Source organism: Rhodococcus sp. C1 (genome assembly GCF_020809065.1).
Lineage (GTDB): Bacteria > Actinomycetota > Actinomycetes > Mycobacteriales > Mycobacteriaceae > Rhodococcus_F > Rhodococcus_F qingshengii.
The window spans coordinates 3,706,983-3,728,665 of sequence record NZ_CP078080.1; the positions used below are offsets into that span (position 1 = coordinate 3,706,983).

The window sequence follows — 21,683 nt, forward strand, 5'->3', positions numbered from 1 at the left end:
CGACCATTCATCCACGATTCACCGACTCGGGCGCTGCACGCGCCGATCGACACCGATCTCCTCGGGGGAGGAACCTGCACCGATGACGTCCTCTGCCGCAGCCACTGAAAGACCGTGGCACCTAAGGGCCGCCAATTTCCTTCGGACTCCCGAAGGTCACAGTGCACTGCTCGGTTTCTTCGGCGCAGTCATGATCACTTTCGGCGGATTCGGTGCCGGTAGCGTCCGGCGCCAAGATCCGCTGCTCGAGTCGATGCATCTGTCCTGGCTCCGTTTCGGCCACGGATCGATTCTGTCGGCGGCCATCGTCTGGATCGGTGTCCTGTGCATGATCGCCGCCTGGGTTCGACTGGGCCGCTCGACTCTGCGCGGTGACGTCTCGTTGCGCGGCCTGCGCTACGTCGTCCCGGTCTGGACGTTTCCGCTGCTGTTCGCGGTGCCCATGTTCAGCCGTGACGCCTACTCCTACCTGGCGCAAGGCGCGTTGTTGCGCAACGGCTTCGACCCGTATGCCGTCGGCCCCGTCGTCAATCCGGGAATCCTGCTCGACAACGTCTCCAACGTGTGGACGACGACAACTACCCCGTACGGTCCGGTTCACCTTCTCCTTGCCGACGCCATCGTTCGGCTGACCGGCGAGAACGTCATCGCCGGCACGATGCTGTTGCGGATCACGATGCTGCCCGGACTCGCCCTGATGATGTGGGCCGTTCCCCATCTCGCGACGAAGCTCGGCGGAAACACCTCGATCGCCCTGTGGCTCGCAGTACTCAATCCCCTCGTCCTGATCCACCTGATCGGCGGCGTTCACAACGAGATGCTCATGGTCGGCCTCATGGCCGCAGGCATTGCGCTCGCTCTCGAACGCAAGCACCTCTTCGGGATCGGGCTGATCGCGCTCGCCGTCGCGATCAAGGCAACCGCAGGCGTCGCACTTCCCTTCATAGTCTGGATCTGGATGATCCACGAGCGGGAGGACGCCGCAGCGGCCGGGCGAGAACCGGCGTCACCGATCCGATCGTTCGTCAAGACAGCCGGCGCAGGTTTCGCGGTGTTCGTGGCGGTACTCGGATCCACCTCACTGATCGCCGGAGTCGGCCTCGGCTGGACGACGGCACTCTCCGGTTCGGCAAAGATCATCAACTGGCTCTCGCTGCCCACGATCGTGGCGCACATCGGAACCATGGCAACCTCCTGGTTCGCCGGCGACCATTTCAACGACATCCTCGAAGTCTCCCGGACCATCTCGGCGGTTGTGTTGATCGCGATCATCGCCGTCGTGTGGTGGCGCTACCGCAAGACCGAACGCGACGCCGTCATGGGCATCGTGATCGTGATGGTCGCCATCGTCGTTCTGTCCCCCGCAGCACTCCCCTGGTACTACTCCTGGCCGCTGGCAGTAGCGGCCGGTTTCGCAATGTCGCCGACGACTCTCGCCGTACTGACCGGGCTGTCCACCTGGCTGATGCTGGTGTTCCAGCCGGACGGATCGATCGGCCTGTACACCTTCCCGCACGTGGCTCTGGCCATCGTCGCTGCCGTGATCGCGGCGATGTCCTTGCAGACGGAAGACCCACTGCGACTTCGTGGACGCAAACACGAGAAACCGATCGAAATGACGTCAGCCGCCTCGGCGCCCTCGACGTCAGGATCTGCGTGATCCGCGTGTCATGAACGCACTGCCTGCGTCCTATGAATTCTGCGAGGACGTGACGAGGGAACACGGCCGAACGTACTTTCTGGCCACCCGGTTGTTGCCCGTACCTCGACGCCGCGCAGTTCACGCGCTCTACGCATTTGCTCGCGTCGTCGACGACATCGTGGACGAACCCTCGGGTCCGCATGAACGAGGCACGGTGCTCGCCGACGTCGAACGTGCAGCCGTCAACGCACTCGACAACCCCACTGCGACAGGTGGCTTCCCGTCGACGGTTCCCCTCGACCTGACACGCGTACTCCCGGCCTTCGCGGATGCTGTGAAGACGTTCGACATCCCGCGCGCATATTTCGACGCCTTCTTCGAGTCCATGCGGATGGACGCCCCCGACACGGCGAAGTTTCGACCCGTTTACAACACGATGGACGAACTCAGCGAGTACATGTACGGCTCTGCCGTCGTCATCGGTTTGCAGATGCTCCCGATTCTCGGAGTGAGCGTTCCGCAGCAGGAAGCGGTAGTGCCCGCGTCGAATCTCGGTGAGGCGTTTCAGCTGACCAACTTCATCCGCGACGTCGGTGAAGACCTCGACCGGGGACGTCTGTATCTACCGGCGGGCGAGTTCGCCGCATTCGGGGTCGACATCGAGATGCTCGAGCACGGGCGCAGAACCGGAACGGTGGACGTTCGGGTCAAGCGCGCGCTGGCACACTTCATTGCCGTGACGCGGGGGCGGTATCGGTCTGCCGAATCTGGCATCCCGATGCTCGATCGGCGGGTCCAGCCGTCGATCCGCACGGCTTTCGTGTTGTACGGAGCAATTCTCGACCAGGTCGAGCGCGCCGACTTCCGGATACTGCATCGACGTGTGTCCGTTCCAGGACGCACGCGACTTCGAGTCGCTGCGCCGGGTCTGGTCCGGTCGGCAACCTACGCGGCGAAAAACCGCATGCGGTGAGTTGTCAGAAGGCCGGCAGCTCAGAAAGCCATGGCCTGTGCGCGGCGGATGACCTCACGCGCGAGATCACCATGCAGTGCGTCCACCGGGCGCCCCGGCAGGGAATCGTCGGCCAGGAACAACCAGCGGAGGATTTCGACATCGGTGTAGCCGCCGTCGTGCAGCACCGCCAGCAGACCGGGCAGCCACTTGACGATCTGGCCGTCCTCGCCGAAGAACACTTCGGGGACACCGAGAACGCCATGCCGCTTGACTGCGATGATCTTGTGATCGCGAAGCAACTGGTGAACCTTGCTCACCGGCAACCCGACGTTCTTCGCCACATCCACCAGCTGGAACAGGGAAACCGAAGAATCCAGGACATCATCACAATAAGGAATCGCGCTCACCGCGAGAAGTTTATCCGGTCCGGCGAGCCCGCTGTGTACCGCCCGGTGCAGTGCTCGAAACTGCCGCTCCGCTCAGGTCACAGCGCTCTGTGACGTTCTCGAGACTTCCGCGTCGGTATCGCTGGCTACGATGGACGGGATGCGGCGTATCAGTAACCGGGATTTCGCGGTGGATGTAAATGGGTGCCCTCACTGCGGGAGCCAGTACGCGGTAAACAACCACCCACATGCCGACAGCTACCACCTAGACCGCAAGCAGACAGATCGCAAGCACGGAGGAACAGTCATTACGGAGGTCGAGGGTTGATCGGCGAAATGCTCGAGCGCCGCTATCGAGTGGACGCACCGATCGCGCGCGGCGGTATGTCGACCGTGTATCGAGGCCTCGATACACGGTTGGATCGACCTGTCGCGATCAAGGTGATGGACCCGCAATTCGCCGGCGATCCAGCGTTCCTGACTCGTTTCGAGTTCGAGGCCCGGGCCGTGGCCCGACTCAAGCATCCGGCCCTTGTGGCCGTCTACGACCAAGGCAGCGATCGCAATCACGTGTTCCTCGTGATGGAACTCGTCGACGGCGGAACCTTGCGTGAACTCCTTCGTGAGCGCGGACCGATGCCGCCACACGCAGTCGCTGCAGTCGTGGCACCTGTCCTGGACGCGTTGGCGGTGGCGCATCGAGCGGGACTGGTGCACCGTGACGTCAAACCCGAGAACATCTTGATCTCGGACACCGGCGAAGTGAAGATCGCCGACTTCGGATTGGTGCGTGCAGCTGCGGCAGCAACCACCACCTCCAACAGCGTGATCCTCGGCACCGCGGCCTATCTGTCGCCGGAACAGGTGACGTCAGGGATTGCCGACACTCGAAGCGACGTCTATTCCACCGGCGTGTTGATGTTCGAACTTCTCACCGGTACAACACCGTTCACCGGCGATACGTCACTCTCCATCGCCTACCAACGCATCCACGACGATGTCCCGCGCCCAGGTTCACGTATCCCCGGTGTACCGGCGCAGTTCGATCGTCTGGTCGCCGAAGCCACTCACCGCGAGCCCGCACATCGTTTCGCCGACGCCGGTGAGATGGCAGCTGCACTTCGCAGTGTGAGCGAGCAACTGGAACTTCCGTCATACCGCGTTCCCGCTCCGCGTCGAAGCGCCCAGCACCAGAGCGCGCAAGTTGCCCCGGCCCGGCCACAACCGGCGCCTGCGCCTCCCACGGAGGTACATCCGAACTCTGCTGCGCGACCGAACCCCGCTGCCACGACGGTATTGGCATCCGGCGTGGCCCCGGCTGTGGCAGCCACCACGGCGCTCGGCACGGGCTCTCCTCCCCCTGGCGGTATCCAGCACACTCGCGCGGTCACCACACAAACTGCTCGTCCGGCGACGGTCGACGGTGACTCGGATTTCGACGACGGTTCCGATTTCGGCGACGACCACCCGGGGCACGACGATCCGCATGCTCATTTTGTCGAGGCACGTCGTAAATCGCGACGAGCCACCCTGATCTGGCTGCTCGTCATCGCGGTCCTCGCGCTCGCGTTGGGCTTCGGCGGATGGTGGATGGGCTCGGGCCGCTATACAGCCGTTCCCTCGATCGACGGGCTGACCAAGGACACTGCGGTCACCGCTCTGCAGGACGCCGGGCTCTCCCCCGACGTCCAGGGTCAGTACTCCGACGCCCAACCCATCGACACGGTGATCGGGACAGACCCGGCCTCCGGCTCGAGGGTTACCAAAGGCTCGACCGTCGCGCTGCTGACTTCGCTCGGGCGTCCGACTGTCCCGCCCATTCCGGCCGGCGGCGACGTCTCGGCCCTGGGCGCACAACTCGCCGACCGCACTCTCGTCGCGGTCGACGGCGGGGACACATTCAGCTCCAAGATCCCGATCGGCGGCGTGGCCGCGCTCGACCCGGCACCGGGAACCGAAGTTGCCGTGGGCTCCTCGGTCAAGGTCATCACATCCAAAGGGTCACCGCCCGTGGACATTCCCGATGTGAAGGGCATGTCCGAGAACGCTGCGCGCGCCGCCCTCGACAAGGTAGGCATCTCAGTCAGCACCACCAGAACAACGTTCGACGACGCCGTCGAGGGCGGTAGCGTGATCGGCACCGATCCCGCAGTCGGGTCCTCCGTCAACGCCGGCACCTCCGTGGTTCTGCTCATCTCCGATTCCGTCAAGGTTCCCTCGCTGATCGGCCGCTCCGTCTCTTCAGCACGCGAAGAACTCGGCCGCCTCGGCCTCGAGATCACCGTGCGTCAGCTCACCCAGAACGACAGCTCGGTCATCATCAGCCAGAGCGTCAAGAACGACCTCGTTGCCAAGGGCACCGACATCAGCGTCGTCGCAATTCCCTGACAGTCCCCTTCGGCCTAATCTGAATTCATGGCCACGTGGGAACCCGAGAGCATTGGGATACTCGACTTGCCGTCGGGGAGATCGATTCGGGGTCGAGGACTCCGCAATCCACTTCCTTCCGGACCTCTCCCCACCTTCGGCGTCTATCTGACCGGCAAAGAACCTCCCGACACCGAGTGGGAGTCGGAGTGGGTCCGCTGGCGAGATTTCTGGTTGCCGAGCGATCCCGATGCGCTGCGCAGGGCCTTGCACGAAGTGTGGGTGCGCTCGGAAACCGAAAGAGTCGAGATCGCGTGCGGTGGTGGATACGGCCGCACCGGAACAGCGTTGGCCGCTCTTGCCGTCATGGACGGAGTGCCCAGTAAGGACGCCACCGCGTACGTTCGCGCACGTTACTCACCTCGCGCCGTCGAAATGCCCTGGCAGCGCCGATTCGTCACACGATTCACGCAATAGCGAACGCCCCCACCTGCGCGAGCGGGTGAGGGCGTTTGCCGGAAATCGATGCCGGGCGCGAATCAGCTTCGGCGAAGCAAGGTTTCAGCCTCGCAGCATCTCGGCCACGAGGAACGCGAGCTCCAACGACTGTTGGGTGTTCAATCGGGGGTCGCACGCCGTCTCGTAGCGACCGCCGAGATCGAGGTCGGAGATGTCCTGCGCGCCGCCGAGGCACTCGGTGACGTTCTCACCGGTCAGCTCGACGTGGATGCCACCCGGATGCGTGCCGAGACCGTTGTGGACCTCGAAGAATCCCTGAACCTCGTCGACGATGCGGTCGAAGTGGCGCGTCTTGTACCCTGTGGAGGCTTCGTGGGTGTTGCCGTGCATCGGATCGCACTGCCAGATGACCTGGTGACCGGTGGCTTGGACCTTCTCGATGATCGCCGGCAGCAGGTCGCGGACCTTGCCGTTGCCCATGCGCGAGATCAGAGTCAGACGACCTGGCTTGTTGGTGGGGTCGAGACGCTCGACGTATTCCACCGCCATTTCCGGCGTCGTGCTCGGGCCGATCTTGAGGCCGATCGGGTTGGACACCAACTCGGCGAAGGCGATGTGCGCGCCGTCGAGCTGACGAGTGCGGTCACCGATCCAGAGGAAGTGAGCCGACAGGTCGTAGAGCTTGGGGTGATCGCTGTCGTTGTCGAGACGCAGCATCGCGCGCTCGTAGTCGAGAACCAGGGCCTCGTGGCTGGCAAAGATCTGTGCCTGGTGCAGGCTCGGATCGGTGACGCCACACGCGTTCATGAACTGCAGGCCGCGGTCGATCTCGGCTGCCAGTTGCTCGTAGCGTGCGCCCGCGGGAGACGCTGCGACGAATTCGCGGTTCCAATCGTGCACCTTGTGCAGGTCGGCCATGCCGGCGCCGGTGAGTGCGCGAACCAGGTTCATCGCGGCGCTGGCGTTGGCGTATGCACGCACCAGTCGCGAAGGATCGTGGGCGCGGACTGCCTCGTCGGCGACGAGCGAGTTGATCATGTCGCCGCGGTAGGACTTCAGACCCAACGAGTCGATGTCGGCCGAGCGCGGTTTGGCGTACTGGCCGGCGATGCGAGCGACCTTGACGACCGGCATCGAGGAACCGTAGGTGAGCACGACGGCCATCTGCAGCAACGTGCGGATGTTTCCCTTGATGTGCGGCTCGGTGTTGTCCGCGAAGGTCTCGGCGCAGTCACCGCCCTGGAGCAGAAATGCCTCACCACGCGCGACCTGCGCGAGACGCTCTTGCAGCGCCTCGACTTCGCTGGCCACCGTGATGGGAGGCACGCTCTCGAGCACAGTCCGCATGGCGGCCGCCTGGTCAGCGGGCCACGAGGGCTGCTGAGCAGCGGGCTTCGCGAGCGCCTCGTCGAGCTGCTTACGCAGTCCGGCAGGCAGCGGCGGGAGTTCGGGCAAGCGGTCGATCGGCACGTCGACAGTCCAGTTCACCTCTACAGGATATTCGCTCGCTCGTCGGCGCGTCACACAGGCTCTCGATCGCAGCCCAATCGGAACACTTCCCGCGCACCGAAACCTGGGTCAGCGAAGTGACCGTGCAGCCGAAATGGCGTCGAACTTCACGAGGTTGTGCCTGGCGTCGGCAAGTGCGTCGTGTGCGTCGGCGGGCGCCGACGGGAGGGCAGGACTGCCGTTGTCTTCCCAGAACTGTCGGAGTTCGCGGGTGTACCGCGGCATCGACTGCGGTAGTTCCGTCATGTCGCCCCACAACTGGCACAGCGCGACGTGGTCGTAGGCGGCGACCCACGCCCAGAGCTCCGGAACCACCATCGGCCGCGGAACGAAGAATTTCAGAAGATCGTCGCGGATCTTCTCGCGTGATTTCCACAGCGGCGACGAAGGCTGCGGCAACTTCGGCAGCACGTTCTTGCGCACCCAACTACCGGCACGGGCGGGATCGAACTCCGTCGAGACAGCGTAATACTCTCGGCCGTCCTCACAGACAACGCCGATGGACACGAGATCGATGGTTCGACCGTCTTCGATGAATTCACAGTCGTAGAAGTAGCGCACGTCCGAAAACTATGCCGCACGCGCAGGCTCTGGAGCCAATGCGCGTGCGGCCGGTGTGGGAAATCTCTAGCTGGCTTGTGCGTCCGGGAGCGAATCCTTGTCGGACTTCGCGGATTCCTTCGACTCGGCCGAGGCCACGAGATCGACAACCGACTCGCCGCCTTCCGCCGGAACGTCGACGGCAGCTTCGGGTTTCGTGGGCGCCTGGTTCTTGAGGCTTGCCGCGTAGATGTCCACGTACTCCTGGCCGGAGAGTTTCATCAACTTGTACATCACCTCGTCGGTCACAGCGCGCTCGACGAAGCGGTTTCCGCCCATGCCTTCGAAGCGGGAGAAATCGATGGGTTCGCCGACAATCACGGTGACCTTGGCGGGACGCCACATCCGTGAGCCGATCGGATTCATCTTGTCGGTGCCGACCATCGCTACCGGGATCACCTTGACGCCCGATTCAAGTGCGAGGCGCGCCATTCCGGTCTTGCCCTTGTAGAGGCGACCGTCAGGCGAGCGCGTCCCCTCGGGGTAGATACCCAGCAGGCTGCCCGAACCGAGGACCTTGAGACCGGCGTTGAGTGCATCCTGCGCCGCGTCTGCACCGGTTCGGTCGATGGGGACCTGACCGACCGCGGTGAAGAACCACTTCTGGAAAGCGCCCTTCAGACCGGAACCGGTGAAGTACTCACTCTTGGCAAGGAACGTGATGCGGCGGTTGACGCGAAGCGGAAGGTAGAACGAGTCCAGAACCGCCTGGTGATTGCTGGCCAGAATGGCCGCCCCGTCAGTCGGAATGTTCTCGTGACCCTTGACCGTCGGACGCCCGAGCAGCCAGAGAATCGGCCCCAGCAACACATACTTGAAGAGCCAATACCACACGGCGTCCCTCCCATTCACAGCTGAATTTCGCTGAGTACGACCTTACTGCCGACCGGTAACCCCCGCTACACACGCCCCTGCAGGATCGACCCGATCACAGTCCGGCAGACGTGGTTCCAGCGCCGTCGACCCCACCGAGATCCTGAGGCACTACCGATCGGGCCAATGCGGCGGCGCCGACCATGCCCGCAGCTTCGCCCAGCTGAGCGGAACGGATGCGGGCCAGTGGGCGGTGCTTCGCCCCGGTCAACAATGTCGCGTATTGCTCGCGGGCGTCGTCGAGAAACAGTGGGGCAGAACTCGCGACGCCGCCGGCGATCACGACCAGATCGGGATCGTAGACGTCACCGACCATGGCCAGACCCACGGCCAGCCAACGGGTGAACTCGGCGATCGTTGCCAGCGCGAGTGGGTCACCGTCCTGCGCGGCGTTGGCGATCCGGCGACCGGTGAGCGAACCAGGATCCACCGCTACCTCGCGCGCCAGGACCGTCGACGCGGCCGGGTCGGCGGCAAGCAGTTCGATTGCCGTGTCGACGAGCGCCGTTCCGCTGCAATAGCGCTCCCAACACCCACGTTTGCCACACGCGCACTGACGCCCGCCCGGAACGACCTGGATGTGGCCCAGTTCGGGGGCGACGCCGTGACTCCCCCGGTACAGCTCACCGTTGATCAGCAGCGCTCCACCGATTCCGGTCCCGATTGCCACCATCACGACATTGCGGCCACCTGCGGCCGCGCCGAATCGGTGCTCCGCGAACGCCGCTGCATTGGCGTCGTGTTCGAGAACGACCGGCAAGCCGAGCCGCTTGCTCAAGTCACTTCCGACCGGCGCGTCCACCCACGGCAAGTGCGGAGCGAACCGAACCGAGCTTCGATCGGAGGTGATGAAGCCGGCGACCGCCAACCCCACGGCCGATACCTCGTGCCTGGTGACCAATTCGCGCACGACGCGATCGAGACCGTCTTCGAGTGCCCTGGCCGACTGCGGGGTCGGGGCTTGAATCATCTCGAGCACTTGTCCGTCGACGTCCACGACGGAGGCCCTGATACTCGTCCCGCCGACGTCGATGCCGACCGTCAAGATGTCGTCCATGGTGGAGTCGGAGACCGCTTTCAAGCGGCGCGCGCTCATCGCGACGATTCCCGCGCGAGCGGCGTCCGCTGGAGTGCGCACCCTGAATCGGTGCCTCGTGCGTCGGTGACCATTGTGTCGATTGTGCTCATCTCGGGCCGTTCGCTCTACCCGGGGTACTGAGTCAGTCCTTGACCGTCACGTTGATCGGGACAAATGCCGCCGTGCGAGTTCGCTCCGCACCTGGCGTCGTCGGACCGCCGTCCGGTCCACGATCGGGACCTGACGGCCCCCCGAGAAACTCGTCGAGAATCTCACGAAGCAACGCAAGGAATGCTGCTGCTTGACCCGCGAGGAATGCCAACAATTCGTGGTGCTCACCGCGAACCAGTGCGGCGAGGGCGCACACCGGGCACCAGCTGCAGCCGGTGAACACCGGCTGCGTGTCCGTGGACGCCGAGTCACTCGCAACGTCTGCCGTCGCTGCTGCGGCCTTCTGCAGCACCGGTTCCAGGCGCGTCAGAACGGTTTCCGCCAGCGCGCGAAACTCCGCGACGAGGCGCTCGTGCTCTTCGCTCATACCGGCCACACCGCGGGATCCGGGCTGAACCGGATAATCAGGTAACTGCCGTCCAACTCCGCCCCGTTCACGACACAACGACGCAGCACCGACGCCAAACGAACTCTGCGTCGTACGCCGTCTGCTCCCACCAGCACATCGTCCTCCACCCGGCCCAACGACAACGACGACGGATCCACGAGCGGAAGGTACATCCGCATCACGTACACCGAATCGACTCCGGTCCCGGACTCCAACGACACCACGATGTTGTCCGCGGTACCGACGGTGCCCGAATCCGTGCCCGCTCCACCCTCGAACATGGCCGCGATCTCGCCCAGAGCGGCCAACCCTACCGGTTCGGCGCAAGCGCGTTCGACCGTTGTGACGGACATTCCATCGGTTGATCCACGCAGTTCGTCCACGACGAGTGCCTGAGCCGCCCGGATCGACGCGAGCCACTGCGCCGCCGGTGAATCGTCGACACCCTTCCCGGCGGACGAGTTGAACTGCGGGACAAGGTTGTTGACCACAATCCCGTCAACTCGCAACCCGGCCAGAGCCAGCCCGGACAACGTCCGACGAGTCGCCGCGACCGACACGCCGTCGGCCGACGTCACCACACGCACGCCGGTGTTCTCCCGATCCGAGAGGTGAACCGCGATCCGATCCACCGACGCGAGCACGCGTTCGATGACGGACACGAGCAGGAGCAGCCGCATGTCCGTACCTGTCACAGCGACCATCCGCCTGTGCCGCGGCCACAATCGCTCGAGATACTCCGACACCATCGACGGCGAGCCGAGTATCCGCAGCGCTTCGGCTGCGGCCGGACAGTCCACGATCACGACGTCGTAGTCGCCGCTGTCCGAGAGGTCGACGATCTCGGCGAGCCCGAGCATGTCTTGGATGCCCAGGGATCCCGTCAACTCTTCCGGTTCCAAGCCCTCGAACGACGAACCGTGTTCGTGATCTCCCGCTCCGAAAGTTCCTGCAGCGTCGATCAACCCCGACAATCCTCGGAACTTGTCCTCGAGGAGCGCTGACGTGTCGAGTTGCCGGACGTCGAGACGCTCGGTGAGAGATGTGGTCGTTCGCGGATTCGGCACGCCCAGGACGTCTGCAAGAGAACCTGCCTGATCGATCGACACGAGCAGCACTCTCGCCCCATCGGTCGCAGCCGACACAGCAGTCGCTGCGGCAAGCGTCGTCGTGCCTACTCCGCCTTTACCGACGAACAGTTGGACGCGCGATCGTTGCTCCGGCACTCAGCCCTCGACTCGCTTCTTCAGTTCCTTCAGAGCTGTGTCGGTGATGATCTTCTCGGCCTTGCGCTTGAACAGTCCGATCATCGGAATCGTCAGGTCGACCGTCAACTCGTAGGTGACCGACGTGGTGCCGTTCGGGCCGGGCTCGAGTGTGTACGAACCGAATTGGGACTTCTGAATCTCGCCCGAGATCAGCTCCCAACTCACCGCCATACCGTCCGGTGCCCACGAATACTGCAGTTCGTAGGTGTCCTTCACCATCCCCGCGTCGAGGACGAAAAGTACTCGGTCCGCGCGGCCGCCCTGTCCCGGCGCCGTCACCTCGACGGACTTCGCCGCGGCCACCCACTCGGGGTACCGCTCGAAATCGGCGATGACGTCCATCACGGCGTCGGCAGGAGCGTCGATGCTGATCAACCCCTTGGTCTTCTCGGCCATACGACTGCGCTACCTTCCTTCGTCAAAAGTCCAGAACCTGCACAACGTGCAGTGCTTCGATTATCAGTCCGGTGCTACTCCGGCGGCACGTCCCGCTTCGAGTTCGCGTTTGAGCTGGAACGACATGACCTTGCCGTCGACCCGACGCTTGCGGTTCATCCCGGCGAGGTCGAGGGTCGCCAGATCGGACGGCGATACGCCGACCGGCTCACAGTGCAGGAAGTAGTGCGCGATCGTCCCGTCCATGACCGGTTCGAGCCACACCTCCATGGTGCCGACCAGCTGACCGGACACTCCCCAACGGAATCCTGCGGGACCGCGATCTTCCCGGACTTCGAGCTCGAGATCACTGAACCAGCGACGCCACTGCGCGCGCGAGGACAACAGTTCGGCGACCCGCTCGGGCGGGGCGGCGATGAAAGTCTGGTCTGCGACCTGAATGCTGCTCACCGAAGTAGCTTCACATATCGCGTCCGCGAAGCGTCGAGGGGTGTCGCAACACTACATACCGGACAGACTGTAAGCCTGGCCACAACTGCGTCGGACATGCGACTACAGTAGGAGACGAAAACCCTACTCGTCAGTATTTCGCAGTGTCGGAGGTATTTCGTGCCTGAGTTCAGCGCACCCCAGACGTTCACCATTCCCGAGGATGCCTCCGCGGTCGACTCGGTCTTCGCCTTCGCGAAGACGAAGCCGGCGGCGGTTGTCTACAAGCGCAAAGTCGGAAATGCATGGGTCGATGTCACTGCAGGCGATTTCGCCGCTCAGGTGACTGCCGTCGCCAAGGGCCTCATCGCGATCGGCGTCAAGCAGGGCGACCGCGTCGGCCTCATGTCGGCGACGCGTTTCGAATGGCCGCTCGTCGACTACGCCATCTGGGCAGCCGGTGGCGTGACGGTTCCGATCTACGAAACCTCCGCAGCCGAGCAGGTTCGTTGGATTCTCGAGGACTCCGAAGCAATCGACCTCATCGTCGAGAACGACACTCACGCCGCGACCGTGAAGGACGTCGCTGCAGCCGCCCCCGCGCTGCGCACGGTCTACCAGATCGATGCCGCGGCGGGCGGTAAGGGTGTCGTCGAGGAATTGACCGCACTGGGCGCCGACATCTCCGACGAGGACGTCCACGCCCGCGTCGCGGCACTGAAGGCATCCGATCCCGCGACCCTGATCTACACGTCGGGCACCACGGGCCGACCCAAGGGCTGCCAGCTGACGCACTCCAACCTGATTGCCGAGTCGAAGGGCATCCTCGACTCCAACCTCGGCACGCTGCTCAAGACTCCTGGCGTCCGCACGCTGATGTTCTTGCCGCTCGCGCACGTTCTCGCTCGCGCAGTCAGCATCGCGTCGTTCGACGCCGGTGCAGCGCTGGGGCACACGAGTGACATCCCGAACCTCGTTCCGACGTTCGGCGAGTTCAAGCCCGACTTCATCCTCTCGGTGCCGCGCGTGTTCGAGAAGGTCTACAACAGCGCACGCGCCAAGGCGCACGGCGACGGCAAGGGAAAGATCTTCGACGCGGCCGCAGACACCGCCGTCGCGTGGAGCGAGGCGCAGGACAAGGGCGGCGCCGGCATCGTTCTCAAGGCCAAGCACGCTCTCTTCGACAAGCTCGTGTACTCGAAGCTGCGCGCAGCGCTCGGCGGGCAGTGCCAGCTGGCCATTTCCGGTGGTGCACCTCTGGGCGCTCGACTCGGCCACTTCTTCCGCGGTATCGGCGTCACGATCTACGAGGGCTACGGACTGACCGAGACCACCGCGGCCTTCGCCGTCAACACCATCGGCGCACAGAAGGTCGGTTCTGTCGGAAAGCCGTTGGCCGGCAACTCCGTTCGTATCGCAGAAGACGGCGAAATCCTCCTCTCGGGACCGGTGGTCTTCACCGGCTACTGGCGCAACGAGAAGGCCACCGCCGAGTCGATCGAGAACGGCTGGTTCCACACCGGCGACCTCGGCACCGTCGACAAGGACGGCTACATCACCATCACCGGCCGCAAGAAGGAAATCATCGTCACGGCAGGCGGCAAGAACGTCTCCCCCGCTCAGCTCGAAGATTCCCTTCGCGCGCACCCGCTGATCAGCCAGGCCATCGTGGTCGGCGACCAGAAGCCTTTCATCGGCGCCCTCATCACCATCGACGCCGAAGCTCTTCCCGCCTGGAACGAGCGCAACAACAAGGCCGCAGGAACCACAGCGGCCGACCTGGTTTCGGACGGCGAACTGGTCGGCGAAATCCAGGACGCCATCGACGAGGCCAACAAGCTCGTCTCACACGCCGAGGCGATCAAGAAGTTCCGCATTCTTCCGGTCGACTTCTCCGAGGACACAGGCGAACTCACGCCCACGATGAAGCTCAAGCGCAACGTCGTGCACGAGAGCTTTGCCGCCGACATCGAAAAGATCTACGCCAAGTAGTCTTTCGCCGATCAGTCCTCTGCCGACACGAACGTGCCGACATGAACGGCCCGCACCGAATTCGGTGCGGGCCGTTCGCGTTCGAGTCCCGGTAGCTCAGCCGAGGAGATTACGCAGCTTCGAAGCGAGCGTGTCCCACTTCCAGTCTTCGGCAACCCATGCCCGGCCGGCTGCTCCCATCGCGGCCGCGCGATCACGATCGGACAGCACCTCGATCACGGATTCGGCGACGTCGCGAACAGAGGTGCCGTCGACCACGAGCCCGGTCTTGTTCTGCTGCACCGTTTCCGGAGCGCCACCACTGCGCCCGGCGATGACCGGCACACCGGTAGCCGAGGCCTCGAGGTAGACGATTCCCAGTCCTTCGACGTCCAATCCGGCGCCTCGGGTACGGCACGGCATGGCGAACACGTCGGCGATCGTGTGGTGCGCCGCCAACTCTGCGGCGGGCACCGTGCCCGTGAAGACGACGTGATCGTCCATCCCGGTCTTACGCGCCAATTGGCGGAGATGGTCCTCGTACGGCCCACCTCCGACGATCACCAGTACCGCCCCGTCAATGCTCTTGCGTACGGTCGGCAGCGCCTTGATGAGCATGTCCTGCCCCTTGCGTGGCACGAGCCGCGACAGGCACAGGATCGTGGGCCGCTCGCCCAGCCCGTATCGCTTACGCAGTTCCGCGCGGGCGACCGAGTCCGGGTGGAACACTGACGTGTCCACTCCGGAAGGAAGGTGCTCGAGCGCCGCTTGCGGGCCGAAGGCCGCCGAGAACCGCCCACGGGTGTATTTGCTGACGAACGTCACCGCATCGGTGTGGTCACCGATCACACGCAACGACTGCCGCGCACCGGGAATCATCGACCATCCGACCTCGTGGCCGTGAGTACTCGCGATCACTCGGCTCGCTCCGGCGCGTCGAACAACCGGTGCCAACAACGCCAACGGTGCTGCCGCACCGAACCAGACCGATTCGCAGTCGTGCTTCTTGACCAACTTCGCGGCTCGACGAGCGACAAAAGGCGACGGCAGCATCAGCGTCGTCGGGTGCCGAACGACCTCGAAAGGCTGTGCCGCATCGAACTTCTTGTGCGAGTCGCCCCGCCACCGCGGTGCGTACACCACCAACTTGTCCGGCGGCAGATGCCCGGCGAACGTGTGGAGATACGACTGGATACCTCCGGGGCGAGGAGGAAAATCGTTGGTCACCAAGAGGGTCCGGCGCATCCGTCCACCGTAGGGCACTCGGTGCTTCAAACGTGCGAAGGGCACCTCGCCGCTGCAATCGACCCAGCCGCGAACTACTCAGCCCAGATGGCTGTTGGTCCAGTCGATCCATCCGGTTCGCAGTTCCTCGGTTCCGACGCCAACGACCGCTCGGATCCGCGAATCGAGGTCTTCGGCCGTCATCTTTCCGGAGGCGAGAGCGCGAAAGAGGTCGGTCAGCTTTGCTTCTCCGAATCGATCGGCGATATACGCGTTGATCGACCACGCCGATTCGTACGCGAGTGAACTCACGACCGGTACACCGCTGAACTGCGTGTCGTCCGGAAACTCGGTCGGAGTATCGCCGGAGCGTACCGCTGCTGCCAGAGTCGGCGCGATCTCACCCCAGGCCCGCGAGGATCCACGGTTTCCCGCGTATTCGGCAAACCCTTCCAATACCCACATCGGCGACCCGTCACGGGTTTTCGATCGGGCGGCTATGTGCATCAGTTCGTGGCGCAACACCGTTCGCCTGGTGATGTCGGTCAACCTCGAAGCCGCGGCAGGCGAGAAGACCACTCGCTGGCCGCTCACGTCGGATGACCCGTCCGCCGTCGCATCCGCGACCGACACTGCGGCAATCGAAGCGCCGTCGTGATGGGAGCCGACCAGTGCGGTGAATTCCTCAGCGGACCCCGCCACCATGAGCACCGCGCGCTCGGACCACCACGGCCCCCACAGCTGCGTCGTGTTCTCGATGGCTGAGTCCACATCGGCAGCCAAAGCGTCGACGAACGCCTGCTGACCCGGGTGGCCGATCACCAGCGCGTTACCCGCAGAATTCTCGGCGACGGCAAGCGGGCCGAAGTCCCAGGGGCCGTTCCAGGATTCGCCCGCCGTTCGGGCGCCGTCCAGTCCGACGATCGACCCGTCCGCAAGAACCGACCACTGATCGCCGCGTTTCGCGAGCGTCATGGACACTGCCTTGCGCGTGGGCAATGCGTCGACGCCGTCGAGGGCGTACCGCAACAGAACTTGCGCATTCCATACTTCGACGTCTCCGTCCGGTGCACCGGTTCGCGGCGCCGGAGTCAGGCCGCCGCTGGGAATCTCGTATCCCCAGTCGGAGAATTCGAGCGCTCCCGCTGCAGTGGCTCGTCGAACTTCCGCCTCGAGCACACCGGGTGCGGCGGCACTGTCGACGAACTTCGCCAGCCCCGACGGATCGTCGGACATCTGAGCCGCGGCCCATGCATCGAGAAAGCTCTGGACTTGAGCGCTGCGTTCCGCGTCCTGTTCGGCGGCGGCATTTTCGTCGGAATCGGACCTGTTCGTCAGGAAGATCGTCAGGCCCAGAACGAGCACCATGGCTACACCGAGCGCCACGAGGGCCGGATACTCCCAACGGCGTGGTCGATCTGCGCCGACGTCGGGCGTCGTCATCGGTTCAGTCGGCACGGTGCCGAGTGTAGGAGAACTCGACTCGACGCTTCACGGCGGCTGGCCACACGCCGCTCGGGCGCAGCAAGCCGTCAGTAACGACGCGCAGTGGAGAACTCCATGCCTGCCATCGACTGGACCTTCACCGGTACGCCGAACGTCGACGCATGCAGAATGTTTCCGTCGCCGGCGTAGATGCCGACATGCGAGTTGTCGCTGTAGAAGGTCACGACGTCGCCGGGCTGTAGTTGGTCCCTCGACACCGGTACACCGCCCTGCGCCTGCGCTTGGCTCGATCGCGGCAGAGTCTTTCCGATCTGCTTGTAGGCCCATACCACCAGACCTGAGCAGTCGAACTCGTTCGGGCCGGTCGCGCCCCAGACGTACGGGTCACCGATCCGCGTGAGGCCTGCCTGCAGAGCAGCAGCACCCGAGCCAGGGGTCAAGTTAGCCAGAATTTTGCTGAGATCGACGTCCGGCGGGAAAGGCGTACCGCTCAGTTGGTTACGTTCGTCGTCGGTGAGATTCTGGAAGGCTTTGGTCACGTCGGCGATCTGCGTCTGCAGTTCACTCTGCTTGCGCTGCAAATCGTCACTGAGCGCGCGGGCTTGATCGGCGGCGGTTCGCGCTTCTTCGGCCGATCGCTTCGACGCTTCCGAGGCGGCACGCGCATCGGCAGTGGCTTGGTTGAACTGAGAGACCTGTACTGCCGCGTCGTTGGAAATCACGTCGAGCGCAGACATCTGGTCGAGCAACTGCTGCGGCGAGTCGCTCACCATCAACGCAAAGAGGCGATTGGTTCGCGCACCCTGGTAATTCGCTGTGGCAATACGGTTTACCGCCGGAGCGAACTCGGCGACGCGCGCCGAAGCCGCGTCGAGAAGACCCTGATCGGCTGCCGATCGCACGTCCGCATCATTCGCGACTGCCAGCTTCGCGTCGAGGTCGATCTGCGCGTTGTGCAGCGCTTCGTTGGTCTGCTCGGAAACCCGGGAGAGTTCACCGAGCTTGTCGAGCGCCTCAGTGGGGTTGGTGATGACGGGGTCGGCACCGGCCTGCATCGAAGGCCCTGCAACGAGTCCGAACGCCAGCACTCCCACTGTCAATGCGGCCCGTACTCGACTGTTGTTTTTCGATGAAACCACGGAATGCAACTCTCCGTCTCGGTGAAGCGACGCCGACCGGGACCGGTCGACGATCTGTTAGCTGGCTGTCAACTATCCACAGTACCTGTCTCGGCCGCGCAATGTCTCGATAAGGTTACGGAACGGCATACGTTTGTGTCTACTCGCCGGTAGGCGTGTCGGGGTGAAGTACCGGGCGAATTGTCGCGAAACGAAAATGTGGGCCCCGAATCGAAGATTCGAGGCCCACATTCGAAGATCCGGAGCTCCCCCGAGCTCCGCCGCATCACAGCGGCGGATCGTTCCGACTGCCTACCGGAGACAGCCGTCGAGCGTGTTCAGAAATCAGTAACGGCGAGCGCCGTCGTACGGCATCGAGGACACCGGAGCGAGCTTCACGGGCTGACCAGCGGTCGACGCGTGGATGACATTGCCGTTACCGGCGTAGATGCCCGAATGCGATCCGCCGTAGAAGGAGATCACATCGCCGACCTGAAGATCGGACTGTGCGACGGCAACGCCGGCTGCAGCCTGGTCGTAGCTCGTGCGAGGCAGGTTGAGACCGGCCTGCTTGTATGCCCACTGAACGAGACCGGAGCAGTCGAATGCGTCCGGGCCGGCTGCGCCGTACACGTACGGGGAGCCCAGCTTGCTCTCTGCGGCGCGAACTGCCTGCTCACCAACACTGGAGATGGGAGCGGCCGGTGCAGCCGGTGCGATGTCGGTGATGCCCGGAATGACCGGCAACTGAGGAATAGAAACGCCCGGAACCTCGAACGTGCCGACGCCGGGGATGGTGATGGGGTCTGCCGAGGCAGGTGCAGCGGTTGCAGCGAATGCTCCGACTGCGAGCGCGCCGGCTACTGCCAACTGCGCTGAACGCTTGAAACTCTGTGACGCCACTTAAGGGGTGCTCCATTTCTTCCATTCATCCGCCGACCGAGTTAGCTGACGGGTTCGGGCTGGGAAGATCAGCCCTACCCGCGTGGTCTGCAGCGATCCTGCGTGCTGCACCCCAGGCGGGATTCACCCCAGTGGAAACTTGGGTTCCCGGTTCGGGTTCCTCGCGGAGATCCCGATTAGGCGGTTCCTGACGATGCCGGTCCTGTTTGGTCCGGCAAGACTTCGTTAGGTCTCAGGAAGGTTACGAAATGATCGCGACGATGTCGACCGCTTCGTGACAATCGCGCCCGATTCGCCGGAAATCGTGGTGCCGCGCCCGCGATACGCCCGGCGGGTCACGGGGAGATAACAACAGGTCGGTTCGGCGACCCACTCCTGGACGTCAAACCCGCGCCCGCTACCCACTGCCAAGGCTCACCAAACCCGACAATCCGATCTTCCATGCAGTTCAACGATGATTACTTGAAACTAGAACCTGTTCCGATCACGGACGCGGTTTCAGCCGTCGACAGACGCACCGAAGACCCCTCGACTCGCCCTACTCACAAGTAGGCGCGCGTCCACATTCGCGAGTTCCCACCGCAAGTGTGATCCTCGTCTCTCCTACTTTTGTCGGGCGTTCATCCACCGATTTCGCAATGGAAGTCCGTGCGGGTCGGATTCCGTGTCTGCACTCTCGAATTCGTGTCGGGGGGTACTTCTACTGTCTGCGGTGTGAGTCCCGCCTCGGCCCGAGAATTTCCGTCTCCGCCCCCGTTCTCCGACGGGGAGAAGTTCGACGTCGGGCGGCAACTGAGCTTCGACGAACTGGACTCACCGCTGAGCGAGACAACATTTGTCGTCGTCGACCTCGAGACCACAGGGGGCAGCGCCGACCAGGACTCCATCACCGAGATCGGCGCCGTCAAGATCCGCGGCGGCGAGGTACTGGGCGAAATGGCAACACTCGTCGACCCCGGCCGGTCGATTCCGCCGTACATAGTCGAACTGACCGGAATCACCACAGCCATGCTGATCGGTGCACCTCCCATCGAACGTGTCCTGCCTGCTTTTCTCGAGTTCGCCGAGGGCGCAGTGCTGGTGGCACACAACGCGCCGTTCGACATCGGCTTCCTCAAAGCAGCGGCGTCACGCAGCGCGCGCCCGTGGCCTGCGTTCCGTGTCCTGTGCACCGTCAAACTCGCCCGGCGCGTACTCACACGCGACGAAGCACCTTCGGTGAAGCTCTCCGCACTCGCCCATCTCTTCCAAGTGACCACCCAGCCGACGCACCGGGCTCTCGACGACGCGCGTGCGACCGTCGACGTCCTCCACGGACTGATCGACAGGGTCGGAAACCAGGGTGTCCACAGTTACAGCGAACTAGTCGACTACCTGCCCAACATTTCCTCGCATCAACGGGCCAAACGGTCCTTCGCCGCAAACCTGCCGCGAAGCCCCGGTGTCTACCTTTTCCGCGGTCCTTCCGACGAAGCCCTCTACATAGGAACTGCTACCGACCTTCGACGCCGCGTCCGCAACTACTTCACCGGTTCGGAGACCCGCGGCCGGATGAAGGAAATGGTCGCGCTGGCCACCCGCGTGGACCATGTCGAGTGCGCGCACGCTCTCGAGGCCGGGGTGCGTGAACTACGACTGCTGAGCGCGCATGCGCCGCCGTACAACCGTCGCTCCAAGTTTCCCAAGCGAGGTTGGTGGATCACCCTCACCGACGAGGCGTTTCCGAGACTGTCCGTGGTTCGCACGCCCACGGCCGATTCGATCGGCCCGTTCACCTCTCGCGGCGACGCAGTCGACGTCGCCGACACCGTCGCAGAGTTCAGTCGTCTGCGCACGTGTACCAAGCGTCTCGGACGCGGCGCCGTTCACGGCCCTGACTGCCCCGCTCGCGAACTGGGGGCGTGTCCAGCCTCCTGGACCCCGGAAATCAACGCAGAGGACTACGCGGCCGCCCCTGAGGCCGTGCGTGGATTCTTCCGAGGAACCAACGACGCTCCCCTCCAACAGATGCAGGCCCGGATCGACGAGCTGTCCGCACACGCGTTGTTCGAGAATGCTGCTCGTCTGCGTGACCGAACGGTCGCAGTCGCCACCGCAGTGCGGCGCACTCAGCGACTCGCTGCAGTCGCGGCGATCGAACAACTCGTTCTCGCCCGCCCCACCGGAGACGGCGGCTGGGAGCTGTCGGTGATCCGGTCCGGGCGTCTCGCGTCCGCCGGGCTCGCCAGACGTGGGACTCACCCGATGCCCGTCGTCGACGCCATCACCGCGGCGGCCGAAACCGTCCTACCGGACGACGCCCCGTTCCGCGGCGCGTCACCCGAAGAACTGGGACTGATCGCAAGGTGGCTCTCGTCGGACGGTGTCCGAATCGTGTCGGCGACATCCGGATACGTCGAACCTGTGAGCGGCGCCGGCAAGTGGGAAGCCTGGTGCCGACTCGCCCGAGCCGGAACCGAATCCGAACATCGATGACGTAACGGCGGGGCGGCACCCCTAA

The 21,683-nt window shown here is 64.1% G+C and carries 19 protein-coding genes and 1 riboswitch; of the genes, 6 read left to right on the forward strand and 13 right to left on the reverse strand.

Going from position 1 to position 21,683, the window contains the following annotated elements:
- The first annotated feature begins 82 nt into the window (after positions 1-82).
- Together KTR60_RS16860 and KTR60_RS16865 are read left to right on the forward strand one after the other, a co-directional pair.
- Complete coding sequence (locus KTR60_RS16860; RefSeq protein ID WP_003941737.1) at positions 83-1,660, forward strand: alpha-(1->6)-mannopyranosyltransferase A; 1,578 nt, start codon at positions 83-85, stop codon at positions 1,658-1,660.
- A 10-nt stretch (positions 1,661-1,670) separates the two neighbouring features.
- Positions 1,671-2,615 (forward strand): phytoene/squalene synthase family protein, encoded by a 945-nt coding sequence (locus tag KTR60_RS16865; protein ID WP_007730072.1) that lies wholly within the window; start codon positions 1,671-1,673, stop codon positions 2,613-2,615.
- A gap of 20 nt (positions 2,616-2,635) precedes the next feature.
- On the opposite strand, the gene KTR60_RS16870 is transcribed toward KTR60_RS16865, so the two are convergent.
- The gene (locus tag KTR60_RS16870; RefSeq protein ID WP_003941747.1) at positions 2,636-3,004 is read right to left on the reverse strand and encodes an Rv2175c family DNA-binding protein; all 369 of its coding nucleotides are present in this window, start codon (positions 3,002-3,004) and stop codon (positions 2,636-2,638) included.
- 303 nt (positions 3,005-3,307) lie between these two features.
- On the opposite strand from KTR60_RS16870, the gene pknB reads away from it, so the two are divergent.
- A complete protein-coding gene (gene pknB / locus KTR60_RS16875; protein WP_082654851.1) occupies positions 3,308-5,371 on the forward strand; it encodes a Stk1 family PASTA domain-containing Ser/Thr kinase in 2,064 nt (687 codons plus the stop codon).
- 27 nt (positions 5,372-5,398) lie between these two features.
- Positions 5,399-5,827 carry a protein-tyrosine phosphatase family protein gene (locus KTR60_RS16880; protein WP_003941706.1) on the forward strand — a complete coding sequence of 143 codons (429 nt, stop codon included), beginning with the start codon at positions 5,399-5,401 and terminating at the stop codon, positions 5,825-5,827.
- Positions 5,828-5,911: 84 nt separating this feature from the next.
- Here the strand turns inward: KTR60_RS16880 and KTR60_RS16885 are convergent, their stop codons facing one another.
- The 8 genes from KTR60_RS16885 to KTR60_RS16920 all read right to left on the reverse strand — a co-directional run bounded on the left by KTR60_RS16885 (position 5,912) and on the right by KTR60_RS16920 (position 12,542).
- Entirely contained in the window at positions 5,912-7,297 is a 1,386-nt protein-coding gene (locus KTR60_RS16885; RefSeq protein ID WP_007730070.1) for a class II 3-deoxy-7-phosphoheptulonate synthase, read from the reverse strand.
- Positions 7,298-7,387: 90 nt separating this feature from the next.
- Positions 7,388-7,879 carry a polyadenylate-specific 3'-exoribonuclease AS gene (locus tag KTR60_RS16890; RefSeq protein WP_003941683.1) on the reverse strand — a complete coding sequence of 164 codons (492 nt, stop codon included), beginning with the start codon at positions 7,877-7,879 and terminating at the stop codon, positions 7,388-7,390.
- Positions 7,880-7,945: 66 nt separating this feature from the next.
- A complete protein-coding gene (locus KTR60_RS16895) occupies positions 7,946-8,752 on the reverse strand; it encodes a lysophospholipid acyltransferase family protein (RefSeq protein WP_003941692.1) in 807 nt (268 codons plus the stop codon).
- Between the two features lie 94 nt (positions 8,753-8,846).
- A complete protein-coding gene (locus tag KTR60_RS16900; RefSeq protein WP_020969875.1) occupies positions 8,847-9,887 on the reverse strand; it encodes an ROK family protein in 1,041 nt (346 codons plus the stop codon).
- Between the two features lie 124 nt (positions 9,888-10,011).
- Positions 10,012-10,407, reverse strand: a complete 396-nt coding sequence (locus KTR60_RS16905; RefSeq protein WP_042453569.1) for a hypothetical protein — start codon at positions 10,405-10,407, stop codon at positions 10,012-10,014.
- The gene (locus KTR60_RS16910; RefSeq protein ID WP_228401066.1) at positions 10,404-11,654 is read right to left on the reverse strand and encodes an ArsA family ATPase; all 1,251 of its coding nucleotides are present in this window, start codon (positions 11,652-11,654) and stop codon (positions 10,404-10,406) included. Before KTR60_RS16910 ends, KTR60_RS16905 begins: the two co-directional genes overlap by 4 nt.
- The gene (locus KTR60_RS16915; protein WP_228401067.1) at positions 11,655-12,092 is read right to left on the reverse strand and encodes an SRPBCC family protein; all 438 of its coding nucleotides are present in this window, start codon (positions 12,090-12,092) and stop codon (positions 11,655-11,657) included.
- A gap of 63 nt (positions 12,093-12,155) precedes the next feature.
- Complete coding sequence (locus KTR60_RS16920; protein ID WP_003941776.1) at positions 12,156-12,542, reverse strand: hypothetical protein; 387 nt, start codon at positions 12,540-12,542, stop codon at positions 12,156-12,158.
- 159 nt (positions 12,543-12,701) lie between these two features.
- On the opposite strand from KTR60_RS16920, the gene KTR60_RS16925 reads away from it, so the two are divergent.
- Complete coding sequence (locus KTR60_RS16925) at positions 12,702-14,513, forward strand: AMP-dependent synthetase/ligase (RefSeq protein ID WP_047887999.1); 1,812 nt, start codon at positions 12,702-12,704, stop codon at positions 14,511-14,513.
- 96 nt (positions 14,514-14,609) lie between these two features.
- On the opposite strand, the gene KTR60_RS16930 is transcribed toward KTR60_RS16925, so the two are convergent.
- The 4 genes from KTR60_RS16930 to KTR60_RS16945 all read right to left on the reverse strand — a co-directional run bounded on the left by KTR60_RS16930 (position 14,610) and on the right by KTR60_RS16945 (position 19,183).
- Positions 14,610-15,737, reverse strand: coding sequence for a glycosyltransferase family 4 protein (locus KTR60_RS16930; RefSeq protein WP_003941734.1), 1,128 nt, complete (start codon positions 15,735-15,737; stop codon positions 14,610-14,612).
- 78 nt (positions 15,738-15,815) lie between these two features.
- On the reverse strand, positions 15,816-17,174 hold the full coding sequence (locus KTR60_RS16935; RefSeq protein ID WP_228401068.1) for a peptidase MA family metallohydrolase: 1,359 nt from the start codon (positions 17,172-17,174) through the stop codon (positions 15,816-15,818).
- A 74-nt stretch (positions 17,175-17,248) separates the two neighbouring features.
- A complete protein-coding gene (locus KTR60_RS16940) occupies positions 17,249-18,301 on the reverse strand; it encodes a C40 family peptidase (protein WP_003941704.1) in 1,053 nt (350 codons plus the stop codon).
- Between the two features lie 324 nt (positions 18,302-18,625).
- Entirely contained in the window at positions 18,626-19,183 is a 558-nt protein-coding gene (locus tag KTR60_RS16945; protein WP_003941754.1) for a C40 family peptidase, read from the reverse strand.
- Positions 19,184-19,197: 14 nt separating this feature from the next.
- Positions 19,198-19,376, reverse strand: a riboswitch (cyclic di-AMP (ydaO/yuaA leader).
- A 521-nt stretch (positions 19,377-19,897) separates the two neighbouring features.
- Here KTR60_RS16945 and KTR60_RS16950 point away from each other — a divergent pair.
- Positions 19,898-21,658, forward strand: coding sequence for a DEDD exonuclease domain-containing protein (locus KTR60_RS16950; protein WP_221742736.1), 1,761 nt, complete (start codon positions 19,898-19,900; stop codon positions 21,656-21,658).
- Positions 21,659-21,683: the final 25 nt, after the last annotated feature.